We start from the raw sequence: 16,199 nt of genomic DNA on the forward strand, positions 1-16,199 counted from the left end.
CTCCCACGGGAGAGGGAGCAAAAGATTCCCTCGCCCGCCTGCGGGAGAGGGGAAATCACTCCACCGGCATTTTCATCGGGTCGTCATACGTATACTCAAAACCCAGCTCACTCGCGATCTTCGAGCCATCAATCACCTTGCCGTTTGAACGCACTGGCTCAGCGACAAACGTCGGTGGCTCAAGCCCCAGCTGCTTCGAAACGCTAGGATAAAAACTGTCGCGCGACGGATGTTTCGAGGCACACAAATTGTAGACATGCCCGCCTTTAGGGGTTTGCAGCAACAGCACAATCGCATCGACCACATCATCGAGATGAACCAGATTGACCGCATGACCGCCGTTTTCCAGCCCGGTTTTACCGGCAAGGAAACGCCCCGGATGACGATTCGGCCCCACTAATCCCGCGAGACGCACAATGTCCACGCTGGTGCCGGGCAGATCGTGCAGCCAATTTTCCAGCTCCACCAACGTCTTGCCGGCGACGGTTTCCGGCTGCAGCGGACTGCTCTCTTTCATTACGCCCTCACCGCTGCCGTACACTGAGGTTGAGCTGGTGAAAATAATGCGCGGCACTTTCTTCGCCAGCGCGGTATCCACCACGTTCTGCACCGCCTGCATGTAATCTTCACCGCCTTTCACCGTGCGGCTGGCAGGTAACGTCACCACCAGCGCATCGACTGCCATCAGCGTATCTAACTCTTCAGCTTCACACTCCAGTTCGGGGGTTAGCACCAGCTGGAAGGCTTCAATGCCACAGCGGCGTGCGGCGTCCACGCCATCCGGCGAGGTTTTACTGCCGGTGACCTGCCAGCCGCGTGCCGTTAGCGCCATCGCCAGCGGCATACCCAGCCACCCCAGACCTACAATCGCGACCTTTTTCATATCGACTCCTGCTATGGGCTCACACTTCATCTTAGTGCGGGTAGATGTGCCAAACCAGCGCAAACTGTTTCGGGAGATTCCGGAAATTGACGGTTAAAAAAGGGTGTCAACGCAAAGCAGAAACGGCACCTTCATTGCAAGGCAGAAATGTCCTGTGAGTTGCTTAACTGTCTATGGCAGCTAAGTGCCAGGAGCGCACATTGATGACATCGCTTAACATGACGGAGATCGCCTCGAGGAAATCGGTGCGAAACGGTTCTGAATGAAAGTCGCTCCAGGAAAGGCCGCACAAGATCCACGACATCGCTGTGCACACTGGAAATAAGTTTGAGTAGTGCAGGTCCCAGACGCAGGCCTCCAGCCCCACTGCTACGCACAAGTTGAGCGCTATCTAAAGCCGCGACAATACGCTGCACCGTTGAACGAGGGAGAGCAACCTCCTGCGCAATTTCCCCCAGACTCATGCCGCCAGGGTGTTTACCCAGCACATTCAAAATTGCCGCTGCGCGCGCTATAACCTGAATCCCGCCGGGTTTTTCATCCTCAAAGCTTGAAGCATTTACGGCCATATAGAGCTCCTTATTGTCCGGTGACGGACAGCCTGTTACCTCAGTTCACGTATTAATTATCACATTGCAATGGATGCTATCGCAATGTAAGATGCCTCAATGTATCACATTGTGGTACATTGCATCGAACAAATAATCGGGAACTTTGTATGAATGCACAGCGTTCTACCCCACCCTCGCCCCCCTTTACCTGGCGCCTTGCAATAGGGTTTATGGGGGTGCTGATTGCAGCCTTAACCTCCGGACTTAATGGTCGGGTTATAGATATAGCGCTTGCGGATGTGCGTGCCGGAATTGGCGTGACTTATGATCAAGCCAGTTGGTTCACCTCTGCCTACCAGGCCGCAGAAGTAGTGGCGATGATGATCGCACCATGGTTTGCTGTGACTTTTTCGCTGCGTAAATTCGCGCTTGTTTGCGCTGGCGGTTTTATGGTTTGCGGCATACTTTTACCCTTACTGCCGAATGCGCCGCTGTTTATTCTACTGCGAACGATACAGGGCCTGTTTAGCGGCGCCCTCCCTCCCTTACTCATGACTGTGGCGCTACGTTTTCTGCCACCATCGATAAAACTTTATGGACTTGGCGCTTATGCTCTGACTGCGACTTTTGGTCCAAATGTGGGCCCTTCACTGGCGGCATTCTGGACAGATGATGTGAGCTGGATGTTCATGTTCTGGCAAGTGGTTCCCGCCATTTTGATTTCGATGCTATTTATTGGCTGGGGTTTGCCGCAGGACCCGATTCACCTCGACCGATTTAAACAGATCGACCTGTTTGGTATGCTTACGGGCTGTTCTGGAATGGCGTTTTTAATAATCGCTATCACTCAGGGTGGACGTCTGGACTGGTTTGAATCGCCTTTATTTAGTGGTCTGTTATCCAGCGCCGTCGTGTGCCTGGCGATTTTCCTGATTAATGAATGGTTTCATCCCCTCCCTTTGTTCAAATTACAGATGCTGGAGAGAAGTAACTTTTCATATGGCCTGATGGCGCTCGCTGTAGTGTTGGTACTAGCGCTGGCTGGCTCGGCTTTGCCGTCTAGTTTCTTTGGTAAAGTAGAGGGCTTTCGAACAGTGCAATTTGCCCCACTGGCTTTGACCATTGGGCTCCCGCAGTTAATTATCACCCCGCTTGTTGCCGCACTTCTTAGTCTGCGCTGGGTTGATTGTCGCTGGCTGATAGCTTTCGGGATTGCTCTGATGATTGCTGCCAGCCTGATGGGTATGCAGATAACCAGCGACTGGACACGCCAGAATTTCTGGGCCATACAGGTTCTGCAGGCGATTGGATTACCGTCAATTATTTTACCGTTGCTTATGAGCGCAACCAGCGTTGTGGCGCCCCCGGAAGGACATTATGCCTCTGCTATGTTCAATACCGTACGGGTTTTTTCAAGCATCGCTGCTGGCGTTTTAGTGGAATGGTTTATAAATCACAGAGAACAATTTCATTCTAATGTTCTGGTCAATAACGTAGCCAACCGCCCATGGTTGATATCGACACCGGTCAGTGAGCAGGCCAGCAGCAGCATTCCTTTATTACACGACGGCAGCATCAGCAACACCGAGAACATCGCTGGATTTATCACCTTATTAAAACATCAGGCAATTGTTCTGAGTCTGGGCGACAGCTATCTGCTGATGACTGGCTTTGCCGTCCTGCTGTTATTACTCACTGTCTGGTTGCCAAAACGTGTCTGGCCACCCTAGACACGTTTTCAACCTGCCATGCCATAATAGAGGTGGTTAAATGAAGTTTTCTGTACCCAGAAGGACAATTCTGCTCAGCGCATTATTAATTCTGATGATGACGATGATATTTTTCGTCTGGTCGACAATGCTGAATAATGATACCCGTACCAATGATGCCTATGTGAATGCGGATTACACACTGGTAGCACCAAAAGTATCGGGTTATATCAAAAATATCTATGTCGTAGATAACCAACGCGTTAAAGCAGGGCAAACGCTGGCCACTCTGGATGACCGTGACTACAAAATAGCGCTTGAAATGGAGCAAGCTAATTTGCAGCTTAGTCAAGCAAAACACCTGAGCAGCCTTGCACAACTGGAGCAGCAACAATCTATTATTGCTCAGACTAAAGCGACCCTTTTAGCCAGTCAGGCATCGGCGCAGTACGCCAGTCAGAACGCTGAACGTTTTAACAAGCTTTATCAAAGAGGTACCGTCGCTGCGGACGAACAACAAAAAGCCCATTCAACGCAGCGTTCTGCATCCGCAGTCGTTCGTCAGAACGAAGCTGCTCTGACCTCAGCAGAAAAACAGGTAGGCGTGTTGAGGGCTGCACTACGTCAGGCGGAAGCCGATGTTGCAGTCGCGCAGGCAAAGGTCAGCCAGGCGAGAGTTAATCTTTCTTATACACGTATTGTTGCACCAGTCGATGGGATGGTAGGCCAGCGTTCGGTGCGCCTCGGTGCCTACGTTAACGCAGGGACACGTCTGCTGGCCGTGGTTCCGCTACATCAAACTTACATTACTGCCAATTATCTTGAAACACAGCTGGCAAATGTTCAGCAGGGACAAAAGGTCTTAATTAAAATTGATGCCATGCCTGGCAAAACTTTTACCGGACATGTCGACAGTATTGCTCCTGCAACCGGCGCAACGTTTTCTGCCATCCAGCCAGACAATGCAACGGGTAACTTTACTAAAGTCGTTCAGCGTTTACCGGTGAAAATAGTGCTGGATGGCAATCAACCCGATGCAAAATTATTGCGCGTTGGGATGTCAGCCGTTCCTGAAATTGAGATCCGCTAATGTTCCCGATATTCACAAAAACCTCTCTATTTTTGAACGTCTGTCGTGAAAACGATTATCCCATCATCTGGACGTGATATCCTGTAGGGAATAAATGGCACTGACACCAGGCTAAGTTCCTGTTACAAAAAACGTATGTACCATCACGCTCATATTTAGTCGCCCCTCATTTACAGGGAGTGATCGACTAATTATTTTTTCTCAGGCAACAATACTGTTTAACAAGATGTTATCCTTCACGCCTGGCTATCAAAAAAACTTAATCCTTCATAAGCGCCAGTGTTTTTTCCTTAACCCGCTGCAAAATTTTCTGCGCCTCTTCGGTTGAGCGAATATTAGTGTATCCAATTACTAAACCATAACGTTTTTGTGTCTGCGCATACCAACTCGAGAGTGGCCGGACGTAAAGCTCGTGCTGTGTCCATAATGCAGCTAATGCAGTATCTGCAATTCCACGTTGCTGGAAGGCAACGATATGCATCCCGCCATCTGTAAGCTCAAATTCAAATAACCCTGGAAAGCTCGTTTCAATTGCTTCAAGCATCATGCGACGCCGCTGCTGATAGAGTAAGCGCATCTTTTTTATATGCCGGTAGAAGTGCCCTTCACTAAGAAATTGCGCAAGGATTTTTTGTGGCAGTAATGGCAGACCCGTTTCAAGGATTTCGCCCAGTTCACTGAAATGGGCTACCGTCTCCTGTGGTAATACCATATAGCCGATACGCATAGCTGGCATTATCGTTTTACTAAACGTACCGGTATAAATAACCCGGTCATGCGTATCGAGGCTTTTCAACGCCGGGATTACTTTTCGTGTGTAATGAAACTCTCCGTCATAATCATCTTCGATTATCCAGCTACTGTTTTGCTGTGCCCAGGCCAGCAGCTGATGCTTACGCGGTAATGAGAGGCTAACTGCGAGCGGACTTTGATGAGTGGGTGTAACGATAGTAAAGCGTGCATCGTTGTGATAGCGCTGAAGATAATCAACATCCATGCCCTGCCGATCAACAGGTATATAGTGTAGATTGGATGCCATTCGCTTCAATAATTGCTGACCATAAAAGTAGCCAGGATCTTCAAACAGCACTTTATCGTCAGGCTGTGCAAGTACCGACAGAATTAACCGTAAGTTGGCCCGATAGCCGCTGGTGACAAAGATTTGCTCCGGCCGGCAATTCAACCCTCTTGAAATATTGAGATAACTTGAAATGGCCTCACGTAGCGGCTGAAAGCCCATTACCGGGGGCATTAGCATTTCTTCCGGACGCAGACTTCGCGCCGCTTTTCCCGATATTAATAGCCATTTTTTATGGGGGAATTCATCCAGTGCAGGAATGCCGAGCCGCAGATCACCCTTCCTTTCAGTAACCGGCGTGTTAGGTGAAAGAGACGATACATAATTGTCTTCGCTGAGCGTTGAGGTCAGCCGGAGTTCCGGATTTATATAGGTCCCCTTCGGCCCCAGACTAACGAAATAGCCTTCTCCAGTAAGAATTTCATACGCGGTTTCCACCGTTTTTCGCGCGACCTGCAACTCGCTCGCTAGCGAACGAATCGAGGGAACGCGCTCCCCCGGTTTCAAAAGGCCGTCCTGAATTTGCTGACGATAGCGGGCATAAATCTCTTTGTACCCCATCAAATGCACCCCTTAATGTCCTATCAATTAAATCGAATAATGACCCTTTTCAACAAGACATACAAGATTAAGATATGACTATTAAACAAGCTACTCACTATGAGGCGTCATGAAGATTGTACATTACGACACCGTCATTGACCTTGCCCGTTGCTTTGCACTGATGCAGGAGCTACGCAGCCAACTGACGAATGAGAAACAATTTATCGCCCAGGTACAGCGCCAGCAGGCGCAAGGCTATCGGCTTGCAGGACTGGAGCAGGATGGCAAAACAATGGCGCTGGCCGGTTATCGACTGCTCGAAAACTTCATTCACGGGCAATTCTGTTACATCGACGATCTGGTAACAGTGGACGAGGCTCGCGGTCAGGGGATAGGTGCAACGCTGTTGAATCACTTAGCGGTAATCGCACGTGAATACGGTTGCGGTCAGATGGTCCTTGATACCGCCATTAGTAATTCAGGAGCCCAGGCATTCTATCAACGGGTCGGATATACCGCCCTCGGCCTGCACTTTTATCGCGATCTCACCTCAGGAAAAAAATGATGAAACTGCTTCACATTAAAGTCAGCCCGGATTTATCAGGATCGGCATCCCGCGCGGCGTCTGAGCGCCTGGTAGAAAAATTACGCGCGCATCATGCCGAGCTTGAAGAATCAGTGCTGGACCTGGCTCAACGGCCGCTACCACATCTTGATGCATTTACCATTGCTGGTTTTTTTACCCCACCAGACCTACGCAGTGAAGCTCAGCTCACCGCTATTCAGACTTCGGAACAACTGGTAGATCAGCTTTTAGATTGTGACACGCTGGTTATCTCATCACCGATGTGGAACCTCGGTCTGCCTTCTGTGTTAAAGGCCTGGTTCGATCATATAACCCGCGCCGGACGAACTTTCGCCTTTACGCCAGAGGGCAAAAAAATAGGGCTCGTCAGCGGCAAAAAGGTGTATTGCGTAGTCGCCAGCGGCAGCGTATTTGCCCACGGTCCATTTGCAGCGGACGACCAGTTCACGCCATACATTCGCGTAGCGCTTGAATATATTGGCATTACCGACGTGCAACTTATTCGGGTAGACGGCACGCATGACCCCGTCGCTCGTAATACAGCGTTACCTCATGCACTGCAAACCATTGATCGTTTATTTTAAAAAGAGGATTACAATATGTCGTCACGTGTGAATCATTTTAAAACCATTCCCGCACTGGCTAAAACACTTGCCGATGCTTCTATGGCATTAGGAAAAATCTCGCTGGATAAAAAACTTAAGCACTTAGTGGATATCCGTGCCTCACAGCTGAATCATTGTGCGTTTTGTCTGGATATGCATGTTAAAGAAGCAAAAATGCATGGGGAGCGTGAACTGCGCCTTTATCACGTTGCAATCTGGCGGGAATCGCCATTATTCAGCGCCAAAGAGAAAGCGGCTCTGGCACTGACCGAAGCGTTGACACGCATTGGTGATAGTGGTGTAAGCGAAGTGCTTTACAGCGAATTGCGCGAACATTTCTCTGAAGTAGAAGTATCAGAGTTAACATTCACCATTGCTGTAATTAACGCCTGGAATCGTCTCCAGATTTTATCACAGATGGCACCAGGATCGATGGATAGCGCTTACGGTCTGGATCGTGCTGAATTAAATTAATATATGTCCGCCAGCAACACCTCTTGTTGGCGGCTTTATTTTTTAATAATTAGCTTACATATGTTGTAATAATCGCACACGAATAGTATTCATAGTGTATTTTTAACCAAATATTATACATGCTTAAAAGAATATTAAGATCGATTATATTCATCGCTAACTGTTAAAAAAGTAAAAACTGCCTTTCGGCAGTTTTTACTTTGGGGGAAATGAGTAACCAATCGCGAGAAGAAAACGAATGGTAATTTACGCCTTGGCCAGCGGCTTCATTCGAAAACTGACGCCCATACGATTAAGTGCATTCATTGTTGCAATAACGATAGTCAATTCGACCAAATTTTTTTCACCAAATACTGAAAGCGCTGCAGAATACGCTTCATCCGAAGCATGTGTCTCACTTACTCGGGTAACTTCTTCAGCCCATGCCAGTGCCGCTTGCTCCAGATCCGAGAATAAATATGTAGCTTCCTCCCATACGGGAATCAGAACTATTTTTTCTACCGACATGCCACATTTCATAAGATCGCGGGTGTGAATATCAATACAATGCGCGCAGCCATTAATCTGAGATACTCTTAAAAAAACCAAATGTATTAACTCTTCCGGGAGATTTGTTCCTGTTGTGGCGAAATGATGCAGCGCTCCCAGTGCTTTTGAGCCTTCTGCAGATACTTGGAACCAATTTGGACGTTTCATTTGCTTTCCTTTAGAAAGTGTTAGTTGATTGATTTATCTACGGAAATATGCCTCACCTTCTTCAGAAGGGTTGCTGATGGATACTTCTGTGTTAAGTCAGCATAATCAAAATTGACATATAAAAAAGACACAAAGGAGAGGAAAATGTGTAGGACATGATAAAAATGGAATGCCATGAAACTAATATGGGTTTAACTTTGATTCAACAATGATGATTGTTTGAATGGCCAGTTTTAGTCTTTATGCAGAAATGGCACCTGAGGAGGTTACATGGTGGAGCCCTTCAACATTATGGTAAAAAATGCAGGATACATTGTCGGAAAACTCTTTCTTCTGGCTGAACTGATGTTTACCAACAGGCTAAAGCCTGGCTATCCCAAACGACAATCGACGTTCCAGGGAAGAAATGTTTAATTCATATGTAATGAAATTTGTTCTATTCGTCTACCTCTCGCTTATAGCGGACATGCCCTCAGGGTATTTACCATAACGTCTCATTACGCGCACAGCTCAGAAGGCCTGAGAGCGTTTCTGACGGGAACGGGGTAGAACAGGCAACAACCCCCAACAAACTCGCCAAAAGGGACATTACTGCATAGGATTAACAGACGGTTAAAAAAGGGTTGCCAATTGTCACCATCTTCGTTAGGTTATTCAGCACGCAAATGAATACTCATTCAGCAACGGAATTTACTATGACACGCGTTCAGTTCAACCACCATCATCACCATCACCCTGACTAGTCTTTCAGGCGATGTGTGCTGGGAGACGATTAGGATCTTCCAGTGGTGCGAACGCAAAGAGAGCCCCCGGAAGATCATCTTCCGGGGGTTTTTTTATGGGCGAACGCCAACCAACACGTTCAGACAGGATTGAATAAGAGGACAGGAACCATGTTAGATAACACCCGTATTCGCATAGCTATGCAGAAATCTGGCCGTTTAAGTGATGAATCACGCGAACTGCTGGCACGCTGCGGTATCAAAATTAACCTTCAGCAGCAGCGTCTGATTGCGTTTGCGGAGAACATGCCGATCGACATCCTGCGTGTGCGCGATGACGATATCCCTGGCCTGGTAATGGATGGCGTGGTCGATCTCGGTATCGTCGGTGAAAACGTGCTGGAAGAGGAACTGCTGAACCGTCGTGCTCAGGGCGAAGATCCGCGTTACTTCACGCTGCGTCGTCTGGATTTCGGCGGTTGTCGCCTGTCGCTGGCGATGCCGGTTGATGAAGAGTACACCGGCCCGCAATGCCTGAATAATGCTCGCATCGCCACCTCTTATCCACACCTGCTAAAAAAATACCTCGATAAACAAGGCGTCGCCTTTAAATCCTGCCTGCTGAACGGATCGGTTGAAGTCGCACCACGCGCGGGTCTGGCCGATGCGATTTGTGACCTGGTTTCAACCGGCGCCACGCTGGAAGCCAACGGCCTGCGCGAAGTGGAAGTGATCTACCGCTCTAAAGCGGTGCTGATTCAGCGCGATGGCGAACTGCCTGCCGCCAAGCAAGAGCTGGTCGACAAAATGATGACGCGTATTCAGGGCGTAATTAAAGCGCGTGAATCCAAGTACATCATGCTGCACGCGCCAAGCGAGCGCCTGGATGAGGTGATTGCGTTGCTGCCGGGTGCTGAGCGTCCAACCGTGCTGCCGCTGGCCGGCGATGTGAGCCGCGTGGCGATGCACATGGTGAGCAGCGAAACGCTGTTCTGGGAAACCATGGAAAAGCTGAAGTCGCTGGGTGCCAGCTCGATCCTCGTGCTGCCAATTGAAAAAATGTTGGAGTAATACCATGAGCACGCTGATGACACCCATTGATTGGCAGCAATGCAGCGCAGAGCAGCAGCAAGCGCTGCTGATGCGTCCGGCGATTTCGGCTTCAGAAACTATCAGCCAGATCGTGCGCGACGTGTTAGTTAATGTGAAAGAGAGCGGCGATACGGCGCTGCGTGAATTTAGCGCGCGCTTCGATAAAGCGCAGGTGGATAACCTGCGCGTCAGCGCTGAAGAGATGCAAGCGGCCAGCGATCGTTTGAGCGACACGTTGAAGCAGGCGATGGCCGTGGCTGTGGGCAATATCGAGACATTCCACAACGCGCAGATTCTGGCGGAAGTGGATGTGGAAACTCAGCCTGGCGTGCGCTGCCAGCAGATTACCCGTCCGGTCAAATCGGTGGGTTTGTACATTCCTGGCGGTTCCGCCCCGCTGTTCTCAACCGTATTGATGTTGGCGACACCGGCACGCATCGCCGGTTGCGGTCGCGTGGTGCTGTGCTCGCCGCCGCCAATTGCCGATGAAATTCTTTACGCGGCACAGCTGTGTGGCGTGAAAGAGGTGTTTCAGGTGGGCGGTTCACAAGCCATCGCCGCCCTCGCCTTCGGCACCGAAACCGTGCCGAAAGTGGACAAGATTTTTGGCCCAGGCAACGCGTATGTCACCGAAGCCAAACGTCAGGTCAGCCAGCGTTTAGATGGCGCGGCAATTGATATGCCAGCCGGCCCATCGGAAGTGCTGGTGATTGCCGATGAAGGCGCCACGCCCGCGTTCGTGGCATCCGATTTGCTGTCGCAGGCGGAACACGGCCCGGATTCGCAGGTGATTCTGCTGACGCCATCGCTGCAACTGGCCGAAGGCGTGGCGCAAGCGGTTGAAGAGCAACTGGCGCAGCTGCCGCGTGCGGCTACCGCACGTCAGGCGTTAGCGAGCAGCCGCCTGATTGTGCTGCGCGATTTGGAGCAGTGCGTTGAGATCTCCAACCTGTACGGCCCGGAGCACCTGATCATTCAGACGCGCCAGCCGCGCGATCTGGTCGAAAGCATCACCAGCGCCGGTTCGGTATTCCTTGGCGACTGGTCCCCGGAATCGGCCGGCGATTACGCGTCCGGCACTAACCACGTGCTGCCGACCTACGGTTACACCGCAACCTGTTCCAGCCTTGGCCTGGCCGATTTCCAGAAACGTATGACGGTGCAAGAGCTGACGCCGCAAGGCTTCCTCAATCTTGCCGCGACGATTGAAACGCTGGCCGCCGCCGAGCAGCTGGAAGCCCACAAAAATGCCGTTACCCTGCGTGTTGCCGCGCTAAAGGAGCAAGCATGAGCCTGAATATTGAAGAGTTAGCGCGCGCCAACGTGCGAGCGTTGACGCCGTATCAATCGGCGCGTCGTCTGGGTGGTAACGGTGATGTGTGGCTGAATGCCAACGAATTCCCGCTGCCGGTGCCGTTTGAGCTGTCGCAGCAGACGCTGAACCGCTATCCGGAATGCCAGCCAAAGATTGTCATTGAGCGCTATGCCGCTTACGCCGGTTTGACGCCGGAGCAGGTTCTGGTCAGCCGCGGTGCGGATGAAGGTATCGAACTGCTGATGCGCGCGTTTTGCGAGCCGGGCAAAGATGCGATTCTGTTCTGCCCGCCAACCTACGGCATGTATAGCGTCAGCGCCGAAACCATCGGCATTGAATACCGCACCGTGGCGGCACTCGATGACTGGCAGCTGAATCTGCCGGCGATTGCTGACCAGCTCGACGGCGTGAAAGTCGTCTATATGTGCAGCCCGAACAATCCGACCGGCAACCTGATCAATCAGGATGACATCCGCGAATTGCTGGCGATGACCGCCGGTAAAGCGCTGGTGGTGGCCGATGAAGCCTATATCGAGTTCTGCCCGGACGCGACGCTGGCGGGCTGGCTGCAGGAATATCCGCACTTAGTGATTCTGCGCACGCTGTCCAAAGCCTTCGCGCTGGCCGGTTTGCGCTGCGGCTTCACTCTGGCGAACAAGCCGGTGATCGATCTGCTGATGAAGGTGATTGCGCCCTATCCGCTGGCGACGCCGGTGGCGGATGTGGCTGGGCAAGCGCTGAGCGAACAAGGCATTGCGCTGATGCGTCAACACGTTGCCGAGCTGAACGCCAATCGTGCCTGGCTGTTTGAGCAGTTGCCGCAGATTAGCGTAGTGCAGCAGGTGTTCCCGAGTGAAACCAACTATATTCTGGCGCGCTTCACTGATTCGCCAAAAGTGTTTAAAACGCTGTGGGATCAAGGCATTATTCTGCGCGACCAAAATAAAAACCCCGGCCTTGCGGGATGCCTGCGCATCTCCATCGGCACCCGTGAAGAGTGCGAGCGCCTGATCGCCGCGCTGCAAGCCTTATCAGTGGAGCAAGCATGAGTCAGAAGATCCTTTTTATCGACCGCGACGGCACCATCATTTCTGAGCCACCCACCGATTATCAGGTGGATCGCATGGAGAAGCTGGCGTTTGAGAAGAACGCCATTCCGGCTCTGCTGGCGTTGCAGGCAGCGGGCTATCAGCTGGTGATGATCACCAATCAGGATGGCCTCGGCACCGAGAGCTTCCCGCAGGCCGATTTTGACGGCCCGCACAACCTGATGATGCAGATTCTCCGCTCACAAGGCGTGAATTTCAGCGACATCCTGATCTGCCCGCATATGCCGGAAGATAACTGCGATTGCCGCAAGCCGAAGACCAAAATGGTGGAAGCCTGGCTGGCCGCCGGTGCGCTCGATACCGCCAACAGCTACGTGATTGGCGATCGTCTCACCGATATTCAGCTGGCGCAGAACATGGGCATTCAGGGCCTGCGTTACGGTGCGGAAGGCGAAGATTGGGATGCGATTCAGGCGCGCCTGACCCAGCGCGATCGTTACGCGCTGGTGCAACGCAACACCAAAGAGACGCAGATCAAAGTCGAAGTGTGGCTGGATCGTGAAGGCGGCAGCAAAATTAACACCGGCGTCGGCTTCTTTGATCACATGCTGGACCAGATTGCGGTGCACGGCGGCTTCCGCATGAACATTGATGTGAAAGGCGATCTCTACATCGATGATCACCACACCGTGGAAGATACCGGTCTGGCGCTCGGCGAAGCGCTGCTGAAAGCGCTGGGCGACAAACGTGGCATCGGCCGTTTCGGCTTTGTGCTGCCAATGGATGAGTGCCTGGCGCGCTGCGCGCTGGATATCTCCGGCCGTCCGCACATCGAATTCAAAGCCGAGTTCAGCTACCAGCGCGTCGGCGATCTCAGCACCGAGATGGTCGAGCACTTCTTCAGCTCCCTCTCCTACGCGATGATGAGCACGCTGCACCTGAAAACCAAAGGCCGCAACGATCACCATCGTGTTGAAAGCCTGTTCAAAGCCTTTGGCCGCACGCTGCGCCAGGCGATTCGCGTGGAAGGCAACACCTTGCCGAGCTCGAAAGGAGTGCTGTGATGAACGTGGTGATCCTCGATACCGGCTGCGCCAACCTGTCGTCGGTGAAGTGGGCGATTGAGCGCCTCGGGTATACGCCGCAGGTGAGCCGCGACCCGGATGTGGTGCTGCATGCTGACAAGCTGCTGCTGCCCGGCGTGGGCACCGCGCAGGCGGCGATGAATCAGCTGCAGGAGCGCGATCTCATCGACTTAATCAAAGCCTGTACTCAGCCGGTGCTCGGTATTTGCCTCGGCATGCAGCTGCTCGGTCGCGGTAGCGATGAGAATGGCGGCGTCACCACGCTCGGCCTGGTTGATGAGCCCGTCACGCTGATGGACACGCAGGATTTACCGCTGCCGCACATGGGCTGGAACCAGATCACCGCCAAAGCGGGCCATCATCTGTTCCGCGACATTCCCGATGGCAGCTACTTCTACTTCGTGCACAGCTACGCCATGCCGGTGAATGCCGCCACCATCGCCCAGTGCGATTACGGCTATCCGTTCACCGCTGCCCTGCAAAAAGATAACTTCTTCGGCGTTCAGTTTCACCCGGAGCGTTCAGGCAAAGCCGGCGCGCAGCTGCTGAAAAATTTCCTGGAGATGTGATGATTATCCCCGCATTAGATTTAATCGACGGCAAAGTGGTGCGCCTGCATCAGGGCGACTACGGCCAGCAGCGCGATTACGGTAGCGATCCGCTGCCGCGCTTACAGGATTACCAACGCCAGGGTGCTGAAGTGCTGCATCTGGTGGATTTGACCGGCGCGAAAGATCCGGCCAAACGTCAGATTCCCCTGCTCACCACCTTACTGCGCGGTGTGACCGTGCCGGTACAGGTCGGCGGCGGCATCCGCCATCGCGATGATGTGGCGGCGCTGCTGGCAGCGGGTGCCACGCGCGTGGTGGTCGGTTCCACCGCGGTGAAGCAACCGGAAGAAGTCAAAAGCTGGTTTAACGAGTTTGGCGCCGACGCCATTGTGCTGGCATTAGATGTGCGCATTGATGCCAACAACCGCAAAGAGGTGGCAATCAGCGGCTGGCAGGAAGCGGCGGGCGTTACGCTGGAAGAGGTGATTGGCTGGTATCAGCCGGTTGGCCTCAAGCATGTGTTGTGCACTGACATTTCGCGCGACGGTACGCTGAGCGGATCCAACGTCGCGCTGTATAAAGAAGTGTCTGCGGCCTTCCCGGACATCGCTTTTCAGTCTTCAGGCGGCATCGGTTCGCTGGATGACATCGCGGCGTTACGCGGCAGCGGCGCACAGGGCGTGATCGTTGGTCGCGCGTTACTGGAAGATAAATTCACGGTGGCGGAGGCAATCGCATGCTGGCAAAACGGATAATTCCTTGTCTCGATGTGCGTGACGGGCAAGTGGTGAAAGGCGTTCAGTTCCGCAACCACGAAATCATCGGTGACATTGTGCCGCTGGCGCAGCGTTATGCGCAGGAAGGTGCGGACGAGCTGGTATTCTACGATATCACCGCCTCATCAGATGGCCGCGTCGTGGACAAAAGCTGGGTGTCGCGCGTGGCGGAAGTGATCGATATTCCTTTCTGCGTGGCGGGCGGCATTAAGAGCGAAGAAGACGCGGCGCGCATTCTGCAGTTTGGTGCCGACAAGATTTCCATCAACTCGCCGGCCTTAGCCGATCCGACGCTGATTACGCGCCTGGCCGATCGCTTTGGCGTGCAGTGCATCGTGGTGGGCATCGATACCTGGTTTGACGAAGCGAGCGGCAAATATCACGTCAATCAATACACCGGTGACGAAGCTCGTACCAAAGTGACCACGTGGGAAACTCTGGATTGGGTGCAGGAAGTGCAGAAGCTGGGCGCGGGTGAAATCGTCCTCAACATGATGAATCAGGATGGCGTGCGTAACGGCTACGATCTGGTGCAGCTGAAGAAAGTGCGCGATGTCTGCAAAGTGCCGCTGATCGCCTCCGGCGGCGCAGGCACTATGCCGCACTTCCTCGACGCCTTTGAGCAGGCGAACGTCGATGGCGCGCTGGCGGCTTCGGTGTTTCACAAACAAATTATCAATATCGGCGAGTTGAAAAACTTCCTGATCGACAACGGTGTGGAGATTCGCGCGTGTTAACTGCAGAACAACTGGCCAGGCTGGATTGGGTCAAAACCGCGGGCATGATGCCCGTTATCGTCCAGCACAACGTTTCCGGCGAAGTGCTGATGCACGGTTATATGAACGAAGAAGCGCTGCAAAAAACCCTGAGTGAGGGCAACGTCACCTTCTTCTCACGCACCAAAAACCGTTTATGGACCAAAGGCGAAACCTCGGGCCACTTCCTGCAAGTGGCGAGCATTACGCCGGACTGCGACAACGACACGCTGCTGGTGCTGGCCAATCCGATTGGCCCAACCTGCCATCTCGGCACTTCCAGCTGCTTCTCACCGGCTGCGCCAGACTGGACGTTCCTCTATCAGCTGGAGCAGCTGCTGGCTTCGCGCAAAAGCGCCGATCCAGAGAGTTCGTACACCGCGAAGCTGTACGCCAGCGGCACCAAGCGCATCGCGCAGAAAGTGGGGGAAGAAGGCGTGGAAACGGCTTTGGCGGCAACGGTTAACGATCGTCACGAGCTGACCAATGAAGCGTCTGATTTGCTGTATCACCTGATGGTGCTGCTGCAGGATCAGGAGCTGGATTTGAGCACCATCATCAATAATCTGCGGGCGCGTCATAAATAACGTTTCGTAGGGTCGCCATTCATGGCGACCAATGTCCCAGGCGCGCATAAAT

At 52.6% G+C, this 16,199-nt stretch carries 17 protein-coding genes, 1 pseudogene and 1 other annotated feature; of the genes and pseudogenes, 14 read left to right on the plus strand and 4 right to left on the minus strand.

Annotated features, from left to right (window positions below; all coding sequences use genetic code 11):
• Window positions 1-55 precede the first annotated feature (55 nt).
• Window positions 56-883, minus strand: coding sequence for an SDR family oxidoreductase (locus MWH02_RS12935; RefSeq protein ID WP_271460781.1), 828 nt, complete (start codon window positions 881-883; stop codon window positions 56-58).
• Window positions 884-1,137: 254 nt separating this feature from the next.
• Window positions 1,138-1,452: pseudogene (locus MWH02_RS12940) on the minus strand (helix-turn-helix domain-containing protein); the annotation flags it as partial.
• A gap of 149 nt (window positions 1,453-1,601) precedes the next feature.
• Between MWH02_RS12940 and MWH02_RS12945 the strand changes: the two are divergent.
• Both MWH02_RS12945 and MWH02_RS12950 read left to right on the plus strand, forming a co-directional pair.
• Complete coding sequence (locus MWH02_RS12945) at window positions 1,602-3,164, plus strand: MFS transporter (RefSeq protein ID WP_271460782.1); 1,563 nt, start codon at window positions 1,602-1,604, stop codon at window positions 3,162-3,164.
• 40 nt (window positions 3,165-3,204) lie between these two features.
• Window positions 3,205-4,233 (plus strand): HlyD family secretion protein, encoded by a 1,029-nt coding sequence (locus MWH02_RS12950; RefSeq protein WP_271460783.1) that lies wholly within the window; start codon window positions 3,205-3,207, stop codon window positions 4,231-4,233.
• A 259-nt stretch (window positions 4,234-4,492) separates the two neighbouring features.
• Here MWH02_RS12950 and pdxR read toward each other — a convergent pair whose 3' ends face one another.
• Window positions 4,493-5,872 carry a MocR-like pyridoxine biosynthesis transcription factor PdxR gene (gene pdxR, locus MWH02_RS12955; protein WP_271460784.1) on the minus strand — a complete coding sequence of 460 codons (1,380 nt, stop codon included), beginning with the start codon at window positions 5,870-5,872 and terminating at the stop codon, window positions 4,493-4,495.
• A gap of 109 nt (window positions 5,873-5,981) precedes the next feature.
• Here pdxR and MWH02_RS12960 point away from each other — a divergent pair, with 109 nt between their 5' ends.
• Genes MWH02_RS12960 through MWH02_RS12970 form a run of 3 tightly spaced genes read left to right on the plus strand, consistent with a single transcriptional unit; the run spans window position 5,982 to window position 7,519 of the window.
• Window positions 5,982-6,419, plus strand: coding sequence for a GNAT family N-acetyltransferase (locus tag MWH02_RS12960; protein ID WP_271460785.1), 438 nt, complete (start codon window positions 5,982-5,984; stop codon window positions 6,417-6,419).
• The gene (locus MWH02_RS12965) at window positions 6,416-7,024 is read left to right on the plus strand and encodes an FMN-dependent NADH-azoreductase (protein WP_271460786.1); all 609 of its coding nucleotides are present in this window, start codon (window positions 6,416-6,418) and stop codon (window positions 7,022-7,024) included. The genes MWH02_RS12960 and MWH02_RS12965 overlap by 4 nt, the downstream gene beginning before the upstream one ends.
• A gap of 15 nt (window positions 7,025-7,039) precedes the next feature.
• Window positions 7,040-7,519 (plus strand): carboxymuconolactone decarboxylase family protein, encoded by a 480-nt coding sequence (locus MWH02_RS12970; RefSeq protein WP_271460787.1) that lies wholly within the window; start codon window positions 7,040-7,042, stop codon window positions 7,517-7,519.
• 246 nt (window positions 7,520-7,765) lie between these two features.
• On the opposite strand, the gene MWH02_RS12975 is transcribed toward MWH02_RS12970, so the two are convergent.
• Entirely contained in the window at window positions 7,766-8,215 is a 450-nt protein-coding gene (locus MWH02_RS12975) for a carboxymuconolactone decarboxylase family protein (RefSeq protein ID WP_271460788.1), read from the minus strand.
• A 695-nt stretch (window positions 8,216-8,910) separates the two neighbouring features.
• Here MWH02_RS12975 and hisL point away from each other — a divergent pair.
• From hisL to hisIE, 9 genes are all read left to right on the plus strand, one after another.
• Entirely contained in the window at window positions 8,911-8,958 is a 48-nt protein-coding gene (hisL, locus tag MWH02_RS12980; RefSeq protein WP_100396937.1) for a his operon leader peptide, read from the plus strand.
• Window positions 8,934-9,055: a sequence feature (His leader region), on the plus strand. (Overlaps the previous gene by 25 nt.)
• A 53-nt stretch (window positions 9,056-9,108) precedes the next feature.
• Window positions 9,109-10,008 (plus strand): ATP phosphoribosyltransferase, encoded by a 900-nt coding sequence (gene hisG / locus MWH02_RS12985; protein ID WP_008104821.1) that lies wholly within the window; start codon window positions 9,109-9,111, stop codon window positions 10,006-10,008.
• 4 nt (window positions 10,009-10,012) lie between these two features.
• Window positions 10,013-11,320: a histidinol dehydrogenase gene (gene hisD / locus MWH02_RS12990; RefSeq protein ID WP_271460789.1), complete on the plus strand. Its 1,308-nt coding sequence runs from the start codon at window positions 10,013-10,015 to the stop codon at window positions 11,318-11,320.
• Entirely contained in the window at window positions 11,317-12,393 is a 1,077-nt protein-coding gene (gene hisC, locus MWH02_RS12995; protein ID WP_192411543.1) for a histidinol-phosphate transaminase, read from the plus strand. Before hisD ends, hisC begins: the two co-directional genes overlap by 4 nt.
• On the plus strand, window positions 12,390-13,457 hold the full coding sequence (hisB, locus tag MWH02_RS13000; RefSeq protein ID WP_271460790.1) for a bifunctional histidinol-phosphatase/imidazoleglycerol-phosphate dehydratase HisB: 1,068 nt from the start codon (window positions 12,390-12,392) through the stop codon (window positions 13,455-13,457). Before hisC ends, hisB begins: the two co-directional genes overlap by 4 nt.
• Window positions 13,457-14,047 carry an imidazole glycerol phosphate synthase subunit HisH gene (gene hisH / locus MWH02_RS13005; RefSeq protein ID WP_101763389.1) on the plus strand — a complete coding sequence of 197 codons (591 nt, stop codon included), beginning with the start codon at window positions 13,457-13,459 and terminating at the stop codon, window positions 14,045-14,047. The genes hisB and hisH overlap by 1 nt, the downstream gene beginning before the upstream one ends.
• On the plus strand, window positions 14,047-14,784 hold the full coding sequence (hisA, locus tag MWH02_RS13010; RefSeq protein WP_192411542.1) for a 1-(5-phosphoribosyl)-5-[(5-phosphoribosylamino)methylideneamino]imidazole-4-carboxamide isomerase: 738 nt from the start codon (window positions 14,047-14,049) through the stop codon (window positions 14,782-14,784). Before hisH ends, hisA begins: the two co-directional genes overlap by 1 nt.
• Window positions 14,766-15,542, plus strand: coding sequence for an imidazole glycerol phosphate synthase subunit HisF (gene hisF, locus MWH02_RS13015; protein ID WP_137386100.1), 777 nt, complete (start codon window positions 14,766-14,768; stop codon window positions 15,540-15,542). Before hisA ends, hisF begins: the two co-directional genes overlap by 19 nt.
• Entirely contained in the window at window positions 15,536-16,147 is a 612-nt protein-coding gene (hisIE, locus tag MWH02_RS13020; protein WP_101763386.1) for a bifunctional phosphoribosyl-AMP cyclohydrolase/phosphoribosyl-ATP diphosphatase HisIE, read from the plus strand. Before hisF ends, hisIE begins: the two co-directional genes overlap by 7 nt.
• Window positions 16,148-16,199 lie beyond the last annotated feature (52 nt).

Origin of the sequence: Pantoea leporis, assembly GCF_028048155.1 — a bacterium.
Taxonomy (GTDB): Bacteria; Pseudomonadota; Gammaproteobacteria; order Enterobacterales; family Enterobacteriaceae; genus Pantoea; species Pantoea leporis.

Coding starts and splice junctions, on each gene's coding strand:
- MWH02_RS12935 (WP_271460781.1), bottom strand. CDS start 883: ATGAAAAAGGTCGCGATTGTAGGTCTGGGGTGGCTGGGTATGCCGCTG.
- MWH02_RS12945 (WP_271460782.1), top strand. CDS start 1,602: ATGAATGCACAGCGTTCTACCCCACCCTCGCCCCCCTTTACCTGGCGC.
- MWH02_RS12950 (WP_271460783.1), top strand. CDS start 3,205: ATGAAGTTTTCTGTACCCAGAAGGACAATTCTGCTCAGCGCATTATTA.
- pdxR (WP_271460784.1), bottom strand. CDS start 5,872: ATGGGGTACAAAGAGATTTATGCCCGCTATCGTCAGCAAATTCAGGAC.
- MWH02_RS12960 (WP_271460785.1), top strand. CDS start 5,982: ATGAAGATTGTACATTACGACACCGTCATTGACCTTGCCCGTTGCTTT.
- MWH02_RS12965 (WP_271460786.1), top strand. CDS start 6,416: ATGATGAAACTGCTTCACATTAAAGTCAGCCCGGATTTATCAGGATCG.
- MWH02_RS12970 (WP_271460787.1), top strand. CDS start 7,040: ATGTCGTCACGTGTGAATCATTTTAAAACCATTCCCGCACTGGCTAAA.
- MWH02_RS12975 (WP_271460788.1), bottom strand. CDS start 8,215: ATGAAACGTCCAAATTGGTTCCAAGTATCTGCAGAAGGCTCAAAAGCA.
- hisG (WP_008104821.1), top strand. CDS start 9,109: ATGTTAGATAACACCCGTATTCGCATAGCTATGCAGAAATCTGGCCGT.
- hisD (WP_271460789.1), top strand. CDS start 10,013: ATGAGCACGCTGATGACACCCATTGATTGGCAGCAATGCAGCGCAGAG.
- hisC (WP_192411543.1), top strand. CDS start 11,317: ATGAGCCTGAATATTGAAGAGTTAGCGCGCGCCAACGTGCGAGCGTTG.
- hisB (WP_271460790.1), top strand. CDS start 12,390: ATGAGTCAGAAGATCCTTTTTATCGACCGCGACGGCACCATCATTTCT.
- hisH (WP_101763389.1), top strand. CDS start 13,457: ATGAACGTGGTGATCCTCGATACCGGCTGCGCCAACCTGTCGTCGGTG.
- hisA (WP_192411542.1), top strand. CDS start 14,047: ATGATTATCCCCGCATTAGATTTAATCGACGGCAAAGTGGTGCGCCTG.
- hisF (WP_137386100.1), top strand. CDS start 14,766: ATGCTGGCAAAACGGATAATTCCTTGTCTCGATGTGCGTGACGGGCAA.